18 protein-coding genes are annotated in these 19344 nt (G+C 72.7%); 3 read left to right on the top strand and 15 right to left on the bottom strand.

Annotation, left to right across the window (positions count from 1 at the left end):
* Positions 1–7 precede the first annotated feature (7 nt).
* Both DEJ46_RS12685 and DEJ46_RS12680 read right to left on the bottom strand, forming a co-directional pair.
* The gene (locus DEJ46_RS12685; protein WP_150266155.1) at positions 8–949 is read right to left on the bottom strand and encodes a helix-turn-helix transcriptional regulator; all 942 of its coding nucleotides are present in this window, start codon (positions 947–949) and stop codon (positions 8–10) included.
* 1 nt (position 950) lies between these two features.
* Positions 951–1847: a DUF4097 family beta strand repeat-containing protein gene (locus tag DEJ46_RS12680; RefSeq protein ID WP_150266153.1), complete on the bottom strand. Its 897-nt coding sequence runs from the start codon at positions 1845–1847 to the stop codon at positions 951–953.
* A 148-nt stretch (positions 1848–1995) separates the two neighbouring features.
* Between DEJ46_RS12680 and DEJ46_RS12675 the strand changes: the two genes are divergently transcribed.
* The gene (locus DEJ46_RS12675) at positions 1996–2865 is read left to right on the top strand and encodes a hypothetical protein (protein WP_150266152.1); all 870 of its coding nucleotides are present in this window, start codon (positions 1996–1998) and stop codon (positions 2863–2865) included.
* An 18-nt stretch (positions 2866–2883) separates the two neighbouring features.
* Here DEJ46_RS12675 and DEJ46_RS12670 read toward each other — a convergent pair whose 3' ends face one another.
* The 7 genes from DEJ46_RS12670 to DEJ46_RS12640 form a co-directional block, all read right to left on the bottom strand.
* Positions 2884–3069 carry a DUF6104 family protein gene (locus DEJ46_RS12670; RefSeq protein WP_024761804.1) on the bottom strand — a complete coding sequence of 62 codons (186 nt, stop codon included), beginning with the start codon at positions 3067–3069 and terminating at the stop codon, positions 2884–2886.
* Between the two features lie 100 nt (positions 3070–3169).
* On the bottom strand, positions 3170–6955 hold the full coding sequence (locus DEJ46_RS12665) for a multifunctional oxoglutarate decarboxylase/oxoglutarate dehydrogenase thiamine pyrophosphate-binding subunit/dihydrolipoyllysine-residue succinyltransferase subunit (protein ID WP_150266150.1): 3786 nt from the start codon (positions 6953–6955) through the stop codon (positions 3170–3172).
* 290 nt (positions 6956–7245) lie between these two features.
* The gene (locus tag DEJ46_RS12660; protein WP_411757818.1) at positions 7246–8298 is read right to left on the bottom strand and encodes an ATP-binding protein; all 1053 of its coding nucleotides are present in this window, start codon (positions 8296–8298) and stop codon (positions 7246–7248) included.
* Between the two features lie 38 nt (positions 8299–8336).
* Positions 8337–9074 carry a response regulator transcription factor gene (locus DEJ46_RS12655; protein WP_056644011.1) on the bottom strand — a complete coding sequence of 246 codons (738 nt, stop codon included), beginning with the start codon at positions 9072–9074 and terminating at the stop codon, positions 8337–8339.
* Between the two features lie 71 nt (positions 9075–9145).
* The gene (locus tag DEJ46_RS12650) at positions 9146–9817 is read right to left on the bottom strand and encodes a spermidine synthase (RefSeq protein ID WP_150266146.1); all 672 of its coding nucleotides are present in this window, start codon (positions 9815–9817) and stop codon (positions 9146–9148) included.
* Between the two features lie 127 nt (positions 9818–9944).
* The gene (gene surE / locus DEJ46_RS12645) at positions 9945–11006 is read right to left on the bottom strand and encodes a 5'/3'-nucleotidase SurE (RefSeq protein WP_150266144.1); all 1062 of its coding nucleotides are present in this window, start codon (positions 11004–11006) and stop codon (positions 9945–9947) included.
* 123 nt (positions 11007–11129) lie between these two features.
* Entirely contained in the window at positions 11130–12881 is a 1752-nt protein-coding gene (locus DEJ46_RS12640; protein ID WP_150266142.1) for a glycoside hydrolase family 3 protein, read from the bottom strand.
* Positions 12882–13039: 158 nt separating this feature from the next.
* Here DEJ46_RS12640 and DEJ46_RS12635 point away from each other — a divergent pair, with 158 nt between their 5' ends.
* The gene (locus DEJ46_RS12635; RefSeq protein WP_150266140.1) at positions 13040–13681 is read left to right on the top strand and encodes a TetR/AcrR family transcriptional regulator; all 642 of its coding nucleotides are present in this window, start codon (positions 13040–13042) and stop codon (positions 13679–13681) included.
* 27 nt (positions 13682–13708) lie between these two features.
* Here the strand turns inward: DEJ46_RS12635 and DEJ46_RS12630 are convergent, their stop codons facing one another.
* A complete protein-coding gene (locus DEJ46_RS12630; protein WP_150274359.1) occupies positions 13709–14323 on the bottom strand; it encodes a DUF2867 domain-containing protein in 615 nt (204 codons plus the stop codon).
* A 134-nt stretch (positions 14324–14457) separates the two neighbouring features.
* Between DEJ46_RS12630 and DEJ46_RS12625 the strand changes: the two genes are divergently transcribed.
* Positions 14458–15018 (top strand): TetR/AcrR family transcriptional regulator, encoded by a 561-nt coding sequence (locus DEJ46_RS12625; RefSeq protein ID WP_150266138.1) that lies wholly within the window; start codon positions 14458–14460, stop codon positions 15016–15018.
* 55 nt (positions 15019–15073) lie between these two features.
* Here DEJ46_RS12625 and DEJ46_RS12620 read toward each other — a convergent pair whose 3' ends face one another.
* Genes DEJ46_RS12620 through DEJ46_RS12600 form a run of 5 tightly spaced genes read right to left on the bottom strand, consistent with a single transcriptional unit; the run spans position 15074 to position 19326 of the window.
* A complete protein-coding gene (locus DEJ46_RS12620) occupies positions 15074–15688 on the bottom strand; it encodes a hypothetical protein (protein WP_150266136.1) in 615 nt (204 codons plus the stop codon).
* Positions 15685–17010 carry a hypothetical protein gene (locus tag DEJ46_RS12615; protein WP_150266134.1) on the bottom strand — a complete coding sequence of 442 codons (1326 nt, stop codon included), beginning with the start codon at positions 17008–17010 and terminating at the stop codon, positions 15685–15687. Before DEJ46_RS12615 ends, DEJ46_RS12620 begins: the two co-directional genes overlap by 4 nt.
* A complete protein-coding gene (locus tag DEJ46_RS12610; protein WP_150266132.1) occupies positions 17007–17822 on the bottom strand; it encodes an ABC transporter ATP-binding protein in 816 nt (271 codons plus the stop codon). The genes DEJ46_RS12615 and DEJ46_RS12610 overlap by 4 nt, the downstream gene beginning before the upstream one ends.
* Positions 17819–18727 carry a zf-HC2 domain-containing protein gene (locus tag DEJ46_RS12605; RefSeq protein WP_150266130.1) on the bottom strand — a complete coding sequence of 303 codons (909 nt, stop codon included), beginning with the start codon at positions 18725–18727 and terminating at the stop codon, positions 17819–17821. Before DEJ46_RS12605 ends, DEJ46_RS12610 begins: the two co-directional genes overlap by 4 nt.
* Entirely contained in the window at positions 18724–19326 is a 603-nt protein-coding gene (locus DEJ46_RS12600) for an RNA polymerase sigma factor (RefSeq protein WP_150266128.1), read from the bottom strand. The genes DEJ46_RS12605 and DEJ46_RS12600 overlap by 4 nt, the downstream gene beginning before the upstream one ends.
* Between the last annotated feature and the right edge of the window lie 18 nt (positions 19327–19344).

Raw genomic sequence — 19344 nt, 5'->3', positions numbered from 1 at the left:
GGTCCGCTCAGCTGTCCCCCCGGGGGTTCAGCACGTCCGTGATCCGCACCGCCGCCGTCGACAGATGGCGGCGGGTCGCGGCCAGCTGCTCCCCGGTCACCCCGTGGTCCCGGGCCGCGTCGCGGATCTCGTCCCGGAAGCGGTCGAGCAGCCGGTCGAGATCGCGGCCCGGATCGCCCGACCCCTCCGTGTCCCGCGCCCACTCCGGCGCCCACCCGGCCTCGTCGGCGGCTTCGGCCGAAGCGTCCTCGACGGTGGCTCTGTACGCTCCGGCGGCGCTGGCCGCCTGGGCCGCCGCCTTGGGGTGGGTCGTGCCCGCCACCAGGCCGCCGAGCTGCGCCGTGATGTCCGAGAGGCCCTCCCAGACCCCCTTGGGCCAGTCGCCCCGCGAGAACCGGTCCTGGACCTCCTCCTGCACCTGCTGGGCGATGCGCTGGAACTCCTTCGCCTGGTGGCGGGCCGACTGGGCCTCCGCCTTGGCCTGGCGGGCCTGCTCCTTCCACTCCTGCTTGGCCCGGCGCAGCTCCTCCTTGGCGTCCGCGAAGGACGAGCCCTCCGTCTTCTGCGTCTGGCCCGCCGCCGCGCGCATCTCGCTGCGCACCCGGCCGGCCGCGCCGCGCACGTCGTCGCGGATCTCCGCCGCCAGCTCCGAGACCGAGTCGCGGATCTCCCTCTCCAGATCGGTCAGTTCGGCCCCGCGGCCGGCCAGCTCGGCACGGCCCGCGTCCGTGATCGAGTAGACCTTCCGGCCGCCCTCGCTGGCGTGTGTGACGAGGCCTTCGGCCTCCAGCTTGGCGAGTCTCGGGTAGACCGTGCCGGCCGAGGGGGCGTAGAGCCCCTGGAAGCGCTCCTCCAGGAGCCGGATCACCTCGTAGCCGTGGCGGGGGGCCTCGTCAAGCAGTTTGAGCAGGTAGAGGCGGAGGCGGCCATGGGCGAAGACGGGCGACATGTCAGAGCACCTTTCCGGTCGCGGAGGAGGAGGCGGGAGCGCCGGTGGGGGAGGCCGCGGGGGCGGACTCGGTGTCCTCCGCCGTCTCGGGGCGGCGGAGCAGGGCGATGGAGCCGGACACGGTGGTCGCCTTGAGCGTGCCCCGACCGGAACCCAGGGTGCCGGTGATGGACTTGGTGCCCCACTGCCCGGTCACCCGCAGGTCCTCGAAGGCGTTCGACACGGAGCCGCTCGTCGTGCTCGCCTCCACCTGGGCGTCGGCCGGGTGCGGCAGCCGGATGGCGACCTGACCGGAGACGCTGGTGAGCCGGATGTCGGCGGGCGGGCCGTCGAGCTCGGCCGGGTCGAGGTCGATGACCATGTCACCGCTGACGGTCTCCGCCTTCACGGAGCCGCCCGCACCCTCGATCACCGTGACGGCGCCCGTCACCGAGGTGACCCGCAGCGCGCCCGTGACCGACTGGGCCTCCAGACTTCCGGAGACGGTCTCGGCACGGACCGGACCGGAGAGCCCGAGGAGGGTCGTGTCGCCCGTGACGCCGCGCACCTCCGTACGCCCTCTGATGCCGGAGACGACCGCCTCCGCGTCCACCGCGCCGACCTCGACGTCGACGCCCGCGGGGACGGCGACGGAGACGACGGCCCGGCGCTTGTGGCCCTTGCGGTCGAACCACTTGAGGAGGTTCTTCCAGTGCAGGTCCTCGTAGGTCACCGTCAGGGTGGAGCCGTCCTGCGTCACGATCAGCGGCGGCCCCTGGATCTCGGAGATCTCCACCCGGGCGGAACTCTCGTCCGTCCCCACCACGTTCACCGTTCCGTTGACGATGCGGACCTGCAGGCGCGTCACGGGGTCGGCCGGGGCAAGTTTCGTCGGCTCGGTGACGGACCACTCTGTCATGGTGCTGACCTCCCGTTTCGGCAACGCAACATATCGCGACTCTCGATAGACACGATATATCGCGGTCGGGCGAAGTCAACCCTGACTCTTCCCTGATGCGTAGGGGGCAATCGCCGCCGTACACGGACAAATTGGCTAGCGTGGAGGCATGAACGCGACATCCGGATCGAGCCCCTCAGGGGCGCTGCTGCTCTGCCGTGCCGACCCCGCGGCGGTCAGGCCACCGGCCCAGCTCCTGCGGGAACAGCTGCTCCTCGCCCCCGCGGGCGACGACTGGAGCGTGCTCGTACCGGAGGGGAAGCCCTGGCTGCACGGCGGGGAGTCCGTCGAACAGGTCGTCACCGGCTGGGCCACCGCCCTCGCCGTCTCCGCCGCGACCTGGCCCGTCCTCGCCCTGTGGTGGGACCGCGACCGGGCCGGGATCACGCTCGCCGCCGGCTTCCGCCGCACGGTCGGCTACACCTGGCTCGCGGACGGCACGCCCGTCGGCGAGGACGAGGCCATGCGTACCTTCGCGGCCCGGCTCGCCCTCGACCCCGTCCTGGACGTGCAGGCCCTGGAGCCGCTCACCGAGCCCGACGGGGACGCCGACGCCCACAGCCGGCTCGTCGGCATCGTCGCCGTCCTCGCCCGCACCGGCCTCGCCCTGCCGACCGGCCTCGTCCCCGGCGACAGCGCCGACCGGCTGCGCTCCGTCGCCCTCGCACAGGGCGCCGAGCAGCTCGAATGGCTCGGCTGGCGCGATGCCGTACGAGCCGAGCTGGACGTGATGGAGGAAGGGCCCCTCGGCCCGTACCTGCGCGGCCCCAGGGCGCGGGCACTCAACGGGGCGCAACTCGCGGCGGGCCTGCCGCTGCTGGCCTGGGGGATCGGCCGGCGCAGCGGCGGCTGGGCGGCGGCAGGGGCGCTGCTCGTCGCGCACGGTGCGCTCGGACTGGCCTACGACCGCCTGCGGGACCGCTGGCCGGGGGAGCGGAGCCGGATCCGGAAGCCGGAGCCGATGCCTCAGCAGGCCTGACGGCTGCCCGAGGACTTCCTACTCGTCGTCGTCCTCGTCGTCGTCCAGACGGGCCAGCCAGGTCGCGAGGCGCTCGACCGGCACCTCGAAGTCGGGGTTGAGGTCGACGAAGGTCCGCAGCTGCTCGGCGAGCCACTCGAAGGTGACCTCCTCCTCGCCGCGCCGCTTCTCCAGTTCCTCGATGCCACGGTCGGTGAAGTACATGCGACCAGGATAGGCAATCCGGAAACGCCGGAGGCCCGGCACCCCTCGCGGGATGCCGGGCCTCCTCCCGTACGCACACGTACGCGTACGGAGTGGTCGATCAGGCGTCGAAGACCTCGTTGACCAGCTGCTGCTGCTCCGCCTGGTGGCGCTTGGCCGAGCCGACCGCCGGGGAGGAGGAATGCGGACGCGAGATCCGGCGCAGGCGCTCGCCCGCCGGGATGTCCGCACCGACCGCCAGGTCCAGGTGGTCGATCAGGTTGAGCGCGATGAACGGCCAGGCACCCTGGTTCGCCGGCTCCTCCTGCGCCCAGATGTACTTCGCGGCGTTCGGGTACTTGGCGATCTCGGCCTGGAGCTCGGCACCCGGCAGCGGGTACAGACGCTCGAGGCGGATGATCGCGGTCTCCGTGTCGCCCCGCTTCTGACGCTCGGCCTCCAGGTCGTAGTAGACCTTGCCCGCGCAGAAGACGACCTTGCGGACGTCCGCCGGGTTCGCCGTGGCGTCGCCGATCACCGGACGGAAGCCGCCGGTGGTGAACTCCTCCACCTTGGACGCCGCGGCCTTCAGACGCAGCATCGACTTCGGGGTGAAGACGATGAGCGGCTTGTGGTGCGGGTTGTGGACCTGCCAGCGCAGGAGGTGGAAGTAGTTCGACGGCAGCGTCGGCATGGCGACCGTCATGTTGTCCTGGGCGCACATCTGGAGGAAGCGCTCCGGGCGCGCGGACGAGTGGTCCGGGCCCTGGCCCTCGTAGCCGTGCGGCAGGAGCAGCGTGACGCCGGAGGTCTGGCCCCACTTCTGCTCGGCCGAGGAGATGAACTCGTCGACGACGGTCTGCGCGCCGTTGACGAAGTCACCGAACTGGGCCTCCCAGATGACCAGGGAGTCCGGACGGGCCAGCGAGTAGCCGTACTCGAAGCCCATCGCCGCGTACTCGCTGAGCAGCGAGTCGTAGACGTTGTAGTGGGCCTGGTCCTCGGCCAGGTAGAGCAGCGGGGTGTAGTCCTCGCCGGTCTCCTGGTCCACCAGGACCGCGTGGCGCTGGCCGAAGGTGCCGCGGCGGGAGTCCTGGCCCGAGAGGCGGACCGGGGTGCCCTCCATCAGCAGGGAGCCGATGGCGAGGGTCTCGCCGAAGCCCCAGTCGATGGTGCCGTCGTCGATGGAGGCGGCACGGCGCTGCATCTGGGGCATCAGACGCGGGTGGACCGTGATCCGCTCCGGGACGCTGACCTGCGACTCGGCGATCCGCTTCACGACCTCGGCGGAGACCGCGGTGGTGACGCCGACCGGGAACTCGGCCCGGGCGTCCGGGACCTGGGTCGGGGTCGGCGCGGCGGTGGCCTCGCGGACCTCCGCGAACACCTTCTCCAGCTGGCCCTGGAAGTCCTGGAGCGCCTGCTCCGCCTCTTCGAGGGTGATGTCACCGCGACCGATGAGCGACTCGGTGTACAGCTTGCGCACCGAACGCTTCTTGTCGATCAGGTTGTACATCTGCGGGTTGGTGAACTGCGGGTTGTCGCCCTCGTTGTGACCGCGGCGGCGGTAGCAGATGAGGTCGATCACGACGTCCTTGTTGAACGTCTGGCGGAACTCGAAGGCGAGCCGCGCGACGCGGACCACGGCCTCCGGGTCGTCGCCGTTCACGTGGAAGATCGGCGCCTCGATCATGCGGGCCACGTCGGTCGCGTACATCGAGGAACGCGAGGACTCCGGGGCGGCGGTGAAGCCGACCTGGTTGTTGATGACGATGTGGACCGTGCCGCCGGTGCGGTAGCCCCGCAGCTGCGACATGTTCAGGGTCTCGGCGACGACGCCCTGGCCGGCGAAGGCCGCGTCACCGTGGAGGGCGACGGGCAGGACGGTGAAGTCCGTGCCGCCCTTGTTGATGACGTCCTGCTTGGCGCGGACGATGCCTTCCAGGACCGGGTCGACCGCCTCGAGGTGCGAGGGGTTGGCGGCCAGGGAGACCGTGATCTGCTCGCCGTCGAGACCGGTGAAGGTGCCCTCGGCGCCCAGGTGGTACTTGACGTCGCCGGAGCCGTGCATCGACTTCGGGTCGAGGTTGCCCTCGAACTCGCGGAAGATCTGCGCGTACGACTTGCCCACGATGTTCGCGAGGACGTTCAGGCGGCCGCGGTGGGCCATGCCGATGACGACCTCGTCGAGGCGCGACTCGGCGGCCGAGTCGATGACCGCGTCGAGCAGCGGGATGACGGACTCGCCGCCCTCCAGGGAGAAGCGCTTCTGGCCGACGTACTTCGTCTGCAGGAAGGTCTCGAAGGCCTCCGCCGCGTTCAGCCGGCGCAGGATCCGGAGCTGCTCCTCGCGCTCCACACGGGCGTGCGGGCGCTCGACGCGGTCCTGGATCCACTTGCGCTGCTTCGGGTCCTGGATGTGCATGAACTCGACGCCGGTGGTGCGGCAGTACGAGTCGCGCAGGACGCCGAGGATGTCGCGGAGCTTCATCATCGACTTGCCGGCGAAGCCGCCGACCGCGAACTCCCGCTCCAGGTCCCACAGGGTGAGGCCGTGCTCGGTGATGTCCAGGTCGGGGTGCTTGCGCTGCTTGTACTCCAGCGGGTCGGTGTCGGCCATGACGTGGCCGCGGACCCGGTAGGAGTGGATGAGCTCGAAGACGCGCGCGGCCTTGGTGACGTCGTCGTCGTGCGACGCGTCGATGTCCTTGAGCCAGCGGACCGGCTCGTAGGGGATGCGCAGCGCCTTGAAGATGTCGTCGTAGAAGCCCTGCTCGCCGAGGAGGTAGTTCGCGACGACGCGCAGGAACTCGCCGGAGGCGGCGCCCTGGATGACCCGGTGGTCGTAGGTCGAGGTCAGGGTCATGACCTTCGAGATGCCCAGCTTGTTCAGGGTGTCCTGGGAGGTGCCCTGGAACTCGGCCGGGTAGTCCATCGAGCCGACGCCCATGATGACCGACTGGCCGGGCATCAGACGCGGCACGGAGTGGACGGTGCCGAGGCCGCCGGGGTTGGTCAGGGAGACCGTGACGCCGGTGAAGTCCTCCATCGTCAGCTTGCCCACGCGGGCCCGCTTGACGATGTCCTCGTACGCCTGCCAGAACTCGAAGAAGTTGAGCGTCTCGGCCTTCTTGATGCCCGCGACGACGAGCTGGCGGTCGCCGTTGGGCTTCACCAGGTCGATCGCGAGACCGAAGTTCACGTGCTCCGGCTTGACCAGGGTCGGCTTGCCGTCCTTCTCCGCGAAGGAGTAGTTCATCGACGGCATGGCCTTGATCGCCTGCACCATCGCGTAGCCGATGAGGTGCGTGAAGGAGATCTTCCCGCCCCGGGCGCGCTTCAGGTGGTTGTTGATCACGATCCGGTTGTCGAAGAGCAGCTTCACCGGGACGGCGCGGACGGACGTGGCCGTCGGCACCTCCAGCGAGGCGTTCATGTTCTTCGCGACCGCGGCGGCGGGGCCGCGCAGCGTGATCAGCTCGGGGCCGACGGGGGCCTCGGCGGCCGGGGCGGCCTTGGCCGGCGCCGGAGCGGCGGCGGCGGGCTTCGCGACGGCCGGCGAGGGAGCCGCGGCGGGCTTCACAGGAGCCGGGGCCGCGGCCGGGGCGGGCGCGGGGGCCGGAACGACCGCGGGAGCCGAAGGCGCGGCCTGTGCGGGGCTCGCCTGCGGCGCGGCGGGCGCGCTCGGGGTGGTGGCAGCCGGGGCGGTCGGGGTCGCCGACGCTCCGGGCTTGTAGTCGGCGAAGAAGTCCCACCAGGCACGATCGACCGAATTCGGGTCCTGGAGGTACTGCTGGTAGATCTCGTCGACGAGCCACTCATTGGCACCGAAGGCGGCGGCAGGGTTCTTACCCTGCCCGTCTTGGTCGGTCGGGGAGCTCGGGGTACTGGGGGACTGAGACGACACGGCGGCAACCGCCCTCTTCCGCTTCACAAGGTGATGGACAGCGGAAATAAAGGCTACGCCTGTCCGGCCGGGAGGTGCAGGCCAGGCACTCCAACGTCGCGCAAGTCACACTTGACGAGGTGTTTCGGGACCGTGAATGGCGGGAAACAACCGTGGTTCCGCATGTGTGAGGGTACGGAAAAGCACGGGCACGGCCCACTTCGACCGCATCCCTGATCGCACCCCGTTCACGTGCGCGCAGGTCCCGCTCACGTACACGCAGAACGTGCTCTTCCGGTTCGAACCCTACGTCAATCTCTCGGGGGAAGGCTGCCCGGAAGAGTGACTCGGATGCGGCAGCCGCGTGACGATTCGGCCACGCCGATCCCGCCACCGTGCAGATCCACGGCCCAGCGGGCGATCGCGAGCCCGAGCCCGGTGCCGCCGTCGCTGCCCGGACCCTGCCGGTCCGGCACCGTGCCGCGGTTGAACCGCTCGAAGACCTTGTGCCGCTCGGACTCCGGGATGCCGGGACCCTCGTCCTCGACCACCAGCTCCAGCGAGTCCGGATACGGGCCGCGCCGGGCCCGGACCGTGACCCGGCCGTGCGGCGGCGAGTGCTTCACCGCGTTGTCGATCAGATTGGCCATGACCTGGTGGAGCCGTTCCGCGTCCGCGTGGGCGACCAGCTCGGGCGGCGACACGTCCAGGTGCAGATGGACGTCCGTGCGGTTGTGCAGCCCGGACGTGGAGAACAGGCCGCGCTGGGACGCGGCGAGGTTCGCCTCCCGCAGCACGCCCGACAGGTACGGCCAGACCTCGAAACGGCTCGCCCTCAGCGCCACGACACCGTTGTCAAGACGTGACAGGTCCAGCAGCGTCTCCACCAGCCGGCCCAGCCGTTCCGTCTGTTTCAGCGCCGAGCGCATGGTCTCCGGATCGGCCTCGGACACCCCGTCCACGACGTTCTCCAGGACGGCCCGGAGCGCGGCGATCGGTGTGCGCAGCTCGTGCGACACATTGGCGACCAGCTCCTTGCGGTGCCGGTCGACGGCCTCCAGGTCGTCCGCCATGCGGTTGATCGTCGAGGCCAGGTCGCCCAGCTCGTCCCGCCGGTCCGCGCCCCGCACCCGCCGGCTGAAGTCGCCGCGCGAGATCGTCCCGGCCACCGTGGTCATCTCGTCGAGCGGCGCCGTCAGGGACTGCGCCACGAACTGGGTGATCAGCAGCGTCGCGATCATCGCGAAGATCGTGATGTACCGGAACTCGGTGGACGTGCGGATCGCCACCAATGCGAGACACGAGGTCAGCAGGACCGCGCCGACGACCAGGGCGCCGAGCTTGGTCTTGATTGAGATCACGATCCGGCGCCGGGCTCCGGTGCGCCTGCCCGGCCGTCGCCTCACGGCGCCGGGGTCTCCAGCGCGTACCCCACGCCATGGACCGTACGGATGCGCTCGGCTCCGATCTTCCGGCGCAGCGCCTTGATGTGGCTGTCCACGGTCCGGGTGCCGGAGGCGTCCGCCCAGTCCCACACCTCGGCGAGCAGCTGCTCGCGCGAGAGGACCGCCCTCGGGGTGCTCGCCAGACAGACCAGCAGGTCGAACTCGGTCGGGGTCAGGTGCACGTCCTCGGAGCGCACCCGGACCCGGCGCTGCGCGTGGTCGATCTCCAGCTCGCCGAGGCGCAGGATCCCGCTGCGCGGGGTGACGGCCGCCAGCGCGGCCCGCTCGACCCGGCGCAGCAGGACGTGCACCCGGGCGGCGAGCTCGCGCATCGAGAACGGCTTCGTCATGTAGTCGTCCGCGCCGACGCCGAGCCCGACCAGCATGTCGGTCTCGTCGTCCCGGGCGGTCAGCATGAGGACCGGGACGGGGCGCTGGGCCTGGACCCTGCGGCACACCTCCAGGCCGTCGAAGCCCGGGAGCATCACGTCGAGGACCATCAGGTCCGGCTGCCAGGCCTCGGCGGCGTCGACGGCCGCGGGGCCGTCCGTCGCGGTCTGCACGAGGAAGCCCTCGGCGCGCAGCCGCGCGGAGATCGCCTCGACGATCGTCGCGTCGTCCTCGACCACGAGGACCCGTCGCTGGGCCCCGGGAGTGGCCGCCGCACCGTGGTGAGTGGTGTGTGTCTGCTCCATTGCCCCGCCTCGCGTCGCCGATGTCGGTGCAGCAGCCTAGAGGTACGGGTGGTGTCCCGGCTATCCAGGAGTTACCGGGGACGGATGCCGAGGTGGACCACGTCGGGGACGCCCCGGGCAACGGGGATCTCTTCGGTCCGTACCCCGCTGAATCCGGCATTCCGCAATGAGTCTTCGAAATCGGCCGAGGGCTGAGCGGACCAGACAGCGAGCACACCGCCGGGGTTCAGCCGGGCCGCGCAGGCCGCCAACCCCTCGGCCGAGTACAGGGTTTCGTTGTCCTCGGTGACCGTCCAGTCCGGCCCGTTGTCGATGTCCAGACAGAGGGCGTCGTACGTGTCGGAGGAGGTGCGGAGGTGGTCCACGAGGTCCGTGTGCAGGATCACGGTCCGCGGATCGGCCAGTGCGGGCCCGGAGACCGAGGAGAGCGGCCCCTCGCGGTGCCAGTCGATGATCGCGCCCTCACGCTCGGCGACGACGATCCGGCCCCAGCGCGGGTCGGCGGCCGCGTGGGCGAGCGAGAAGCCGACCCCGAGGCCGCCGACGAGGACGGAGGCGCCGGTGCGGGACTCCTCGGGCAGGGCGGCCAGGGCCGCGTCGACGAGGAGCCGCTCGGAGCGCCCGTCGGAGGTGTCCATGAGGAAGGTGCCGTTGGCGATGATCTCGAAGTGCTCGGCGCGGCGGCGCAGCACGACTTCTCCGTACGGACCGTCTCGGCGGTCGAGTGTCACGGGGCTGGTCAAGGTCGGTCACTCCGCTCTCGGCTCGGCAGGGGATGGCCCGGCCATCCTCGCGGGGCGCGGACGGCCGGGACAAACACTTAACGGAGCCGCGGGGTCGCGCGGTGCGATGACGCCTGGAGGGAGGCCGTCACGGGCGCGGGGCCTCGTGCTTCACGAATTGCTCGATCCGGTTCAGCTCGCGGCGGGCGTCGACCCGGGTGCCGTAGGTGCGGTCCCAGGTGATCGGGGCGATCGTGACGTGGCCCTTGTCGAGGAGCCAGGTGGAGTCGGCGTCCTTCCGCCCCTCCGCGCACTCGCCCTCGCCGCTGCCGTCCACCGGGCAGAGGCCGAGCGCGATGTCGAAGGAGTCGCTGTTCCCGCGCTGTTCGAAGGCGTGGTAGACGATGGCCCCGTCGCCGACGCGGGTCCAGACCGGGGCCTTGGCGGGGGTGCCGGTGCTGACGTCGGGGTAGTCGACCTTGAGGGCGAACTTCGAGGTCAGCAGCCCGCGCTGCTTGAGGCCGGCGACGAGGCGGGCCCCGAACTCGGCGTGGGCGCGGTAGTTGGCGCGGGGGAAGAAGGTGTTGCTCTCGTCGCCGGAGGAGGAGAAGGCGAGGGCCGGGACCTCCTGGTCGACGGCTGCGACGGCGGCGCCGACGGTGCCGGAGTCGTTGACGCTGGCGGAGATGTTGGGGCCGGAGTTGATGCCGGTGAGGACGAGGTCGGGGGCCCCGGTCCAGCCGGCCTTGGCCTTGAGGCCGCCGCGCAGGGCGAGCTTGACGGTGTCGGCGGGGGTGGCGCTCGCGGAGTCCTTCGTGCAGGGGACGTCGGAGAGGCAGACGCCGTAGACCGCGCCCTTGGCGGGGGCGCCCGCGCAGTCGTTCTCGTACCCGGCGGGCAGGGCGGTGCGGCGCTGGGCGGTGACGACGCCGCCGTTGGTGACGGCGGTGCCCTTTCCGGACTGGACCTGCCAGGGGGCCATCACGACGACGTCGGCGCCGGCGGCGCACATCGCGCGGCGGAGCTCGTACAGGCCGAGGCCGTCGGAGTTGCTCGCCTTCGCGGCCTGCATCGAGTCGTCGTTGGAGATCAGGATCCGCATCCCCGCGAGCGGCCGGGAGTCGGGGGCGGTGCCCGTGGTGGCGTAGGCGGTGGCGCCCAGGCCGGCGAGCAAGGCGGTGGCCGCGGACAGTGCTACGTACGTGCGCATGGAGAACCCTTCAGGTGCATGACATGCGGGCAGGGGAGATCCGGGGGCCCGGCCCCCCACGGGCAGGCCCCCGGATCGTGCGCGGGGTCGTTCAGGTCCCCCGCGGTCTGTGGGTGTTCCGGCCTAGAGGGCCAGATCCAGGCCGTGGCCGTGGGCGAAGACGGGGTCCGCCGTGTCGTTCGGGACGTCCGGGCGGGCCGCCTCCACCGCCGCCATCGAGCGCGGCAGCTCGAAGGGGAGCCGCCCCTCGGCCTTCGCCCGCCCGAAGGCCACGTCGAGCAGGGCCTCGTCGCTCGCGCCGAAGTCGGCGATCAGCGCCGCCGCCCGCTCGGCGATCTCCGGCAGGACCGCCGGCCGCTCCAGGTTGACGCAGACGACCGTCGGCACGGTGGCGAGCAGGCCCAGGATCCGGGTCAGCTCGGGCTCGGGGAAGGCGAGCGAGCCGGAGTGGAAGAAGGACTCGAAGAGGTTCGGCCGCTCCTCGTACGGGGTGCGCAGCCGCAGCACCGCGAGGTCCGCCGCGGCCGGGTCGGCGACGACCTCGCCGTACGCCGCCGCGACCGCCGGGTCGACGTTCTCCACGTACAGCCTCGGCCGTCCCGACAGGGGGAGCGGCCCGTCGGTGAGGACGGTGAGGGAGCGGCGCTGAGCGGCGGCGCCCGCGGCCGCGAAGTCGGCGCGGCCGACGGTCTCCGCGGCCTCGTCGGGGTCGACGTACCGCCGCTCGTCGAAGAGCCCGAGGAGGAACTTCTCGCGCAGGAGGCGGCGTACGGACGTGTCGACGCGGGCCTCGGAGATCCGGCCCGAGGCCATCAGCTCCACGACGACCTCGGGGCACTGCTCGCCGCCGAACTGGTCCGCGCCCGCGTCGAGGGCCTTCGCCGTCCGCTCGGCCACGCTCAGGTGCTCGACGCCCCAGGCCCGCGCCTCGTGCGGCTCGCCGAAGACCGTCGAGTCCGTGAGCAGGCCCCAGTCGGTGCAGACGATGCCGGTGAAGCCGAGCTCCTCGCGGAGGAGCCCCGTGATCACGCCCTTGTTGAAGCCGAAGCCGACCTCCTCCCAGTCGGTGCCGATCGGCTGGCCGTAGTACGGCATCATCTGCGAGCAGCCCGCCGCGATCGCGTGCCGGAACGGCTCCAGGTGGTACTCGCGCATCCCGCCCGGGTAGACCTGCTCCTTGCCGTGCGGGAAGTGCGGGTCCTCGCCGTCCTTCTGCGGGCCGCCGCCGGGGAAGTGCTTGATCATCGCGGCCACCGAGTCCTTGCCGAGGCTCTCGCCCTGGAGCCCGCGGACGTACGCCCGGACCAGCTCGCCCGTGAGCTTCGCGTCGGAGCCGAAGGTGCCGGACTGGCGGGACCAGCGGGGCTCGGTCGCGAGGTCGATCTGCGGGTGGAGCGCCGTACGGAAGCCGACGGAGAGGTACTCGCGGCGGACCGTGTCGGCGAAGGCGAGAACCAGCTCGGGGTCGCCGATCGCGGCGAGACCGAGGGCCTCGGGCCAGGCGGAGAAGGCGCCGGCGTTGAAGGATGCGCCGATGTTGTCGGTGAAGGCGTGGCGGGGGTCGGTGGAGAGCGAGACCGGGATGCCGAGGCGGGTGCCCGCGGCCATCTCCTGGATCGCGTTGTGCCAGAGCGCCATCTCGCGGGCGCCGTAGGTGCCGAGCAGGTTGAAGTGGGTGAGCCGCCGGTCCTCGATGAGGTCGGGGGTGGTGAGCGGCAGCGTCGAACCGTCCGTCTCGGTCACCGGCGTGCCGTCGGGATTCATCATCAGCATGGAGTGGAAGAGCTGGCCGGCCTTCTCCTCCGGGGTCATCCGGGAGAGGAGGTCCTCGACGCGCTCGCCGACGGGACGAGTGGCGTCCTGGTAGGGGTGCATGGCGTACGTCCCTGCTTGCGTGGCCGGATGACGGCGTCAGGCTAAGCGCGAAAACCGAGTGACCACTAGGTTTCTGGAATGTGTCCTGGATCACAGGCCGGAGCCTCTTCCGGGGCGGGGATCCAGCCCCGGGAAGGCGCCCCCGTAGGGTGGGGCGCATGCCGGAGAAGAAGGAACCGACGCCCCGTAAACCCGCAGGCCGGGGCAGTTACGCGGTCGGTGACGCGCGCCGCCGAAAGATCCTGGACACCGCCGTCGACCACTTCGGGCGCTGGGGGTTCCACGCCTCCTCGCTCGCCCGGATCGCCAACGACTGCGGGATCACCCAGGGCGGACTGCTGCACCACTTCCGGAGCAAGGAGGACCTGCTCCTCTCGGTCCTCGGGCAGAGCGAACAGCACGACATCGAGCGGCTGTTCAGCGTCGAGCCCGAGTCGTACGCCGCCTACCTGGAAACCCTGGTCGCGCTGATCGAGGAGAACACCCGGCGCCCCGGCATCGTCCGGATGTACAACGTCCTGGTGGGCGAGTCCGGCAACATCGGCCACCCCGCCCACGAGTACTTCAAGGAGCGCTACGCGCGCGTGCTCCGGCACACGGTCGAACTCCTGGAGGAGGCCGTGCGGCGCGGCGAGCTGCGCGCCGACATCGACTGCCGGGCCGTCGGGCAGGAGCACCTCGCCGTCATGGACGGGCTCCAGATCCAGTGGGCCCTCGACCCGGAGTCGATGGACATGCCCGCGCGCGTCCGGTCCTTCCTGGAGCGGCGGTACGCGGAGATGGCGGCGCCGCGGGGGTGACTCTCCCCCCTCCCGGGCTGTCGCCGTTCAGGACGCCGTCGCGGCCGGCGTCTTTCTGCCCGCCTCCCACTCCCGGCCGATCGCGTTCAGCAGTTTCGGGTACACGCCGAGGTACCGGAACGGCTTGATCCCCGCCACGTAGAGGGTGCCGAGCAGGCCGTTGGGCTTCACCAGGACGGCCATCCGGGCGCGGTGCCGGCCGGGATCGCCCGGGGTGGGGTCCGGGACCCAGCCGATGTGCATCACCGCGTGGGCGGTCCGGTTGGCGGTCTCCGCCACCCACTCCCGGTCGGTCTGGTAGACGGACGTGAACGGCACCACCTGCAGGTCGGGGCCGCGCGTCCCCGTGCGCAGGTCCTCCGGGAGCCGCTCCCGGAGGGAGCCCACCCGTGCGCTCAGGCCGGCGGCCGGCTTGTCCAGGCCGAGCAGGGCGCCCAGCTTCCAGCGCAGCGCGAAGAGCGCGCGGACCACGGGGGTGGAGAGGGCGGTGCCGTCGCCGTTCGTGAACTGCCGTACGAGTCGTTCGAGTTCGTCCGGGCCGCCCGTCACGGGCAGTGCCCACACGTCCTCGACGTGGAAGTCGTCCGCGAACTCGTGGATCCGCCACGGGCGGGAGGTGTGCGCGGTGCGGGGAAGTCTCATGGTCATGCCCCTGTTCCTCCGTCGGTTCCTACGCCCGGCCGCACTTGTACGGTGGCGTATAGATCAAGCGTAGACCCGTCTGTACGGCACCGTATAGTCGGGCGGAGGAGTGGCGAGGTGAGGAGGGACACACCATGGGCGCGATCCGCACACCGCGTGGCCGGTGGATCGAGGAGGGCCTCCGCGCGCTCGCCGAGGGCGGCCCGGAGGCCGTACGCATCGAACCGCTGGCCCAGGCCCTCGGCGTCAGCAAGGGCGGCTTCTACGGGTACTTCGCCAACCGCGACGCCCTGCTCGCCGAGATGCTCGACACCTGGGAGCGCGAGGTCTCCGAAGCCGTCATCGAGCGGATCGAGAGCGGCGGGGGAGAGGGCCGCGCCAAACTCGGCCGGCTCTTCGACTTCGTCCAGAACGTCGCCGACGGGCCGGTGACCGGCCTCGCCGTCGACCTCGCCGTCCGGGACTGGGCCCGGCGCGACGAGGCCGTCGCCGCACGGCTCCGGCGCACCGACAACCGGCGCATGGAGTACCTGCGTTCGCTCTTCCGGAGCTTCTGCCCCGACGAGGACGACGTCGAGGTCCGCAGCCTGCTCGTCTTCTCGCTGCGCGTGGCCGACCACTTCATCGCGGTCGACCACGGCGGGCGCACACAGGCGGAGATGGCGGCGCTGACGAGGGACTGGCTGCTCAGGTAGGTACGGTCGGGCTGTCGGGCTGTCGGGCCGGCGAGTCGAGCCGGCGTCCCGCTGCTCAGGACTCGCCGGCCGTACGTCGGCCGCCCCGCCACGCGTACAGCGCCGTGCCCACCACGAAGCAGACGGCGGCGACCGCCCACGCCTCGGCCTCCGGGCCCGGGCGCATCACCCAGGCCCACCAGACCGCGCCGCCGTCCGCCCCGGCGGGGGCCGCCAGATAGACCACGCCGGCGTAGAAGGTCGGCGGCAGCCAGCTCAGCCGGGCGCCGACCAGGGTGGCGGAGCCCGCCGCCATGCCCATCAGGCCCAGCGCGTTGCGCACGGCGGCGGGCGCGCCGAACTCCCCGGCGTGCCCCGGCAGGGCGAGGGCGAGCAGCGCCACGGCGAGCGCGGTCGGGGCGAGGACATGGCCGAGGCGGCGGGGCCACCAGGCCCGTACCGCCGTACGGTCCAGCTCGTCGCTCGGCGTGTGCAGGCTCGTCCCGATGACGCCCGCCGCGAGCAGCGGCCCGAGGACCACCACCGGCAGCCGCGCCGTGTGGTCGAAGTCCGGCAGCGACACCAGCCACCAGGCCGCCCAGGCGGCGGCCGCCGCAGTGCCGAGCAGGGCGGCCAGCGCGCCGGGCAGGCCGCGGGAGCGCAGATAGAGAACCTGCGGGGGGCGCCTCATGGGATCGGCACCTCGTCCGGGCGGCAGGTGTTCGCGGCCAGGTAGCGGGTCAGGTAGTCGCGCTGCTCGGCCGGGGACTTGGCTTCCAGCCGGTCGATGTACGGCTGGGCGCCGGTGGTGTCGGGGCCGTAGTCGTCCGGGGTCGGCGCCAGCCACTCCTGGACGGCGAGATTGACGTAGCTCGCCCGCTCGGCGTTGGGACCCGCGCCGTCGCCCGGCCGGCACGTGTCCGAGAACAGCCAGGCCGCGGCCGAGCTGAGGTACAGGTCGGGGCGGGCGAGCCGGTTGCGCTCCGCGTCCTGCCGGGCGTTGGGCAGCTCGACGTCGCCGGGGAGAGCCGGTCCGTTCATGCCGCCCACCCAGCGGGTCGGGGCGCCCGGCACCCCCTTGAGGCGGCTGTTCAGAGGGGCGAGGGCCGCCGACACCTCGGGCAACAGCGCCTCGTCCACGGCCGTCAGGCACACCTGCGGCGTGCCGTCGTCGCAGACCTGCCGGGACAGGGCCGGGTCCGGACGCCACGGTCCCTGATCCTGCGGCAGCCGCAGGATCAGGCCGGCGGCGGCGACCGCGACGGCCAGCGGGACCAGGGCGAACACTCTCAGGCGGGCCGGACGCAGCCCGTACGCGAGGAGTACGGCGAGCGTGAGCCCCGCCGTCCACGCCATCGACACCGGGCCGAACCACCACACCGGCCTGTCCCAGGAGAACTGGTGCTCGCCCGCCGGGCTGAGCCAGCGCGCGGTGCTCTGCGTGTAGGCGGTGAGCCCGAGGACGACGTACCCGACGATCCCGAGGAGCGGGGCCGTCAGCCGCCACCGGACGACCCGCCCGGCGAGATGGCCGAGCGCGCCGAGGGCGGCGACGGCGACCGCGTCGGCGGCGAGGAGCTCGAGGTAGGGGCGCCCCGCGGAGACGTACGGCCAGGTGGCGAGCAGGCAGACGGTGTCGGCGAGCAGCAGCCCGGCGGCGGGCCAGAGCGCGGAGGGGGCGACGGCGACCAGGAGGCGGCGCAGCGGGGAGCGGGGGACGGACTCCCACAGCTCCGTCGTCCGCCGCCGCCGGTCCCGGCCGCCCTGCCAGCAGCCCGCCGCGAGCGCGAGGGGCCCGCAGAGCAGTCCGGCGGCGACGTGCAGGAGGTTCGTCACGTCGGCCCAACGGCCCTGCCACTCCGGCGCCTTGCTGTACATCGTCACCAGGACGGTGAGCGCGACGGCGGCGCCGGACCACGGCCCGAGGCCGCGCAGCAGCTCGGTGCGGAGCGGTGCGGGCGCGCGTACGGGCGCAGGCTTCTCCGTACGGGGCGGGGTGAGGGTCGTCGTCATCGGAGCGACTCCTTCACGCGCTGTCCGGCGCCGCCCCCGGCGAGGCGGTCGCGGTGGGCGCGCAGGGCGGCCGTGTAGCCGCGCTCGATCGCGTTCGTCGTCGAGTCACCCGCATCCGCCGACTCGCCGCCGAGCGCGGCGAGTTCGGCGGTCGTGCCCCGGAAGGCGAGCACCCCCGACTCGATCAGCGCGACATCGGTGCAGGCCGCGGCCACGTCCTCCACCAGGTGCGTGGAGACCACCACCGTCGCCTCCGTGCCCAGCTCCCGCAGCAGCGCGCGGAAGTCGACCCGCTGCTCCGGGTCGAGGCCCGCCGTCGGCTCGTCGAGCAGCAGCAGCTCCGGCTCGTTCACGATCGCCTGGGCGATGCCCGCGCGCCGGACCATGCCGCCCGAGAGCGTCTTCATCCGCGCGTCGATCCGGTCGGCGAGCCCGACGCGCTCGACCGCCCGCTCCACGGCCGCCCCGGCCCGGTCCGCCGGCACCTCCTTCAGCCAGGCCACGTACGCCACGAACTCACGGACCGTGAAGGCCGGGTAGTAGCCGAACTCCTGCGGCAGATAGCCGAGTCGGCGCCGGATCTCGGTGCGCTCGCCATGGCTGCCGACGTCCCCGCCGAGCAGCTCCACCCGCCCGGAGGAGGGGGCGGCGACGGTCGCGAGGACCCGGATGAGCGAGGTCTTCCCGGCACCGTTCGGGCCGAGCAGGCCGTGGATTCCGGGGGAGAGGGACAGGTCGAGCGCGTCGAGGGCGACGGTGCGGCGGTGCCGGACGGTCAGTCCGGTCACCGCGACCGTGGCGGGCTGGTTCACCGGGTCTCCAAGTGGTCGAAGGAACGGCGCCGCAGCACGAGCAGGGCGGCGCAGGCCAGCGCGGCGACGGCCCAGCTCCCTTGTGCGACAGGACCGGAGAAGTAGCGGACGAGGACGGCCGCACCGCCCGTGTCGGCGCCCTGCTGCCCGAGCAGCGGGCCCGTCACGGCGAGGAGCCAGCCGCCGGCGAGCGTCGCGGCCGCCGCCCGGCAGCCGACGAAGGAGCCGAGCGCGAGGGTCGCCAGGGTCAGCGCGAGCCCCGGCAGCAGCCAGGCGGCCGCCCCCGGGAAGCCGGCCACCGGAGGCAGCAGCGCCCCGCCCGCGGTCAGCAGCGGTACGCAGACGGCGAGCACGGCGGCGGTACGGGTGAGGAGCAGCCGCAGCCCGCCGGACGGGGTGGCGGCGGTGATCTCGTACAGCGGGTCGGCGTGGCGTCCGTACGAGACGGCGACGCCGGCGAGCGGGAGGACCGGGGAGGCGGCGAGCAGCCAGCTCCGCGCGCCCTGGAACCCGGCGCCGTAGGCCAGGGCGAAGGCGCCGCCCAGGACGAGCGCCACCGCCACGACCCAGGAGCCGCGCAGGGCGGGCCCGGCGGCCCACCAGAGCCGCGCGCTCCGGCCGAGGGGGTGGCGGGCCGGCACGGGTGCAGCCGCCGGCGCGGGTGCCGGTGCCGGCCGGTGTCCCACGGAGGCCAGGAGCTCCGCCCGTACGGCGGCCAGGGCCGGGCCCGCGGCTCCGGCGCGTACGGCGGCCGAGACGCGCCCCGCGCAGGGGGAGCAGGACTCGACGTGCTTCTCCAGCGACCAGGCGTCCGTCTCGGCCGCGGCACCCTCCGCGTACCGGAGCGCCAGCGCGTCGGTGACGTGCCAGGGGGGTGGCGTCGGGGATGAGGCGGGGGACGTCATGCGGTGCCTCCCAGGGGGTACGGGCCACCGGCGCCGAGGGCGGCGCGCAGTTCGCGGCGGGCGCGCAGGGCGCGGGTCTTGACGGTGCCTTCGGGTATGCCGAGCAGCCGGGCGGTCTCGCGGGTCGTCAGGCCGTCGACGACGGTCGCCCGCAGGACCTCGGCGAGTTCGGGCGAGATCCGGTCGAGGGCGGCGCCCACCTCCCCGTACTCCAGGCCGGCGAGCACCCGCTCCTCGGCGGAGGGCGCGGGGGCGGGCGGTTCCGCGGGCACGGCCGCGCGGTCGACGCGGGCCCGCACCCGCTGGGCGTCCACGAGGCGGCGGGCGGCGATCACCCAGAGCCATCCGCCGGCCTCGCCCCGCCCCCGGTGGGTGCCGGCCGAGCGCCAGACCGTCACGAAGGTGTCCTGGAGGACCTCCCGCACGGTCTCCTCGTCCGGGCAGCGCCGGGCGAGCCGGGCGTGCAGCCAGCCGGCGTGCCGGTCGTAGAGGACGCCGAGCGCCTCGGAGTCCCCCCGGGCGACCGCGCGCAGCAGCGCCGCGTCGTCGTCCTCGTCTCCCCCTGCGGGGCCTGCCCCTGAGGGGCGCAACAGTCTCACGCACTCTCTATCGCGCCC

The sequence above is a fragment of the Streptomyces venezuelae genome, from assembly GCF_008642375.1.
GTDB classification, from domain to species: domain Bacteria; phylum Actinomycetota; class Actinomycetes; order Streptomycetales; family Streptomycetaceae; genus Streptomyces; species Streptomyces venezuelae_G.
This window is presented reverse-complemented; position numbering and strand designations above follow the sequence as displayed.

Coding starts and splice junctions, on each gene's coding strand:
- DEJ46_RS12655 (WP_056644011.1), bottom strand. CDS start 9,074: ATGGAGCAGACACACACCACTCACCACGGTGCGGCGGCCACTCCCGGG.
- surE (WP_150266144.1), bottom strand. CDS start 11,006: ATGCGCACGTACGTAGCACTGTCCGCGGCCACCGCCTTGCTCGCCGGC.
- DEJ46_RS12630 (WP_150274359.1), bottom strand. CDS start 14,323: ATGAGACTTCCCCGCACCGCGCACACCTCCCGCCCGTGGCGGATCCAC.
- DEJ46_RS12670 (WP_024761804.1), bottom strand. CDS start 3,069: ATGTACTTCACCGACCGTGGCATCGAGGAACTGGAGAAGCGGCGCGGC.
- DEJ46_RS12675 (WP_150266152.1), top strand. CDS start 1,996: ATGAACGCGACATCCGGATCGAGCCCCTCAGGGGCGCTGCTGCTCTGC.
- DEJ46_RS12605 (WP_150266130.1), bottom strand. CDS start 18,727: ATGACGTCCCCCGCCTCATCCCCGACGCCACCCCCCTGGCACGTCACC.
- DEJ46_RS12685 (WP_150266155.1), bottom strand. CDS start 949: ATGTCGCCCGTCTTCGCCCATGGCCGCCTCCGCCTCTACCTGCTCAAA.
- DEJ46_RS12680 (WP_150266153.1), bottom strand. CDS start 1,847: ATGACAGAGTGGTCCGTCACCGAGCCGACGAAACTTGCCCCGGCCGAC.
- DEJ46_RS12625 (WP_150266138.1), top strand. CDS start 14,458: ATGGGCGCGATCCGCACACCGCGTGGCCGGTGGATCGAGGAGGGCCTC.
- DEJ46_RS12640 (WP_150266142.1), bottom strand. CDS start 12,881: ATGCACCCCTACCAGGACGCCACTCGTCCCGTCGGCGAGCGCGTCGAG.
- DEJ46_RS12615 (WP_150266134.1), bottom strand. CDS start 17,010: ATGACGACGACCCTCACCCCGCCCCGTACGGAGAAGCCTGCGCCCGTA.
- DEJ46_RS12635 (WP_150266140.1), top strand. CDS start 13,040: ATGCCGGAGAAGAAGGAACCGACGCCCCGTAAACCCGCAGGCCGGGGC.
- DEJ46_RS12620 (WP_150266136.1), bottom strand. CDS start 15,688: ATGAGGCGCCCCCCGCAGGTTCTCTATCTGCGCTCCCGCGGCCTGCCC.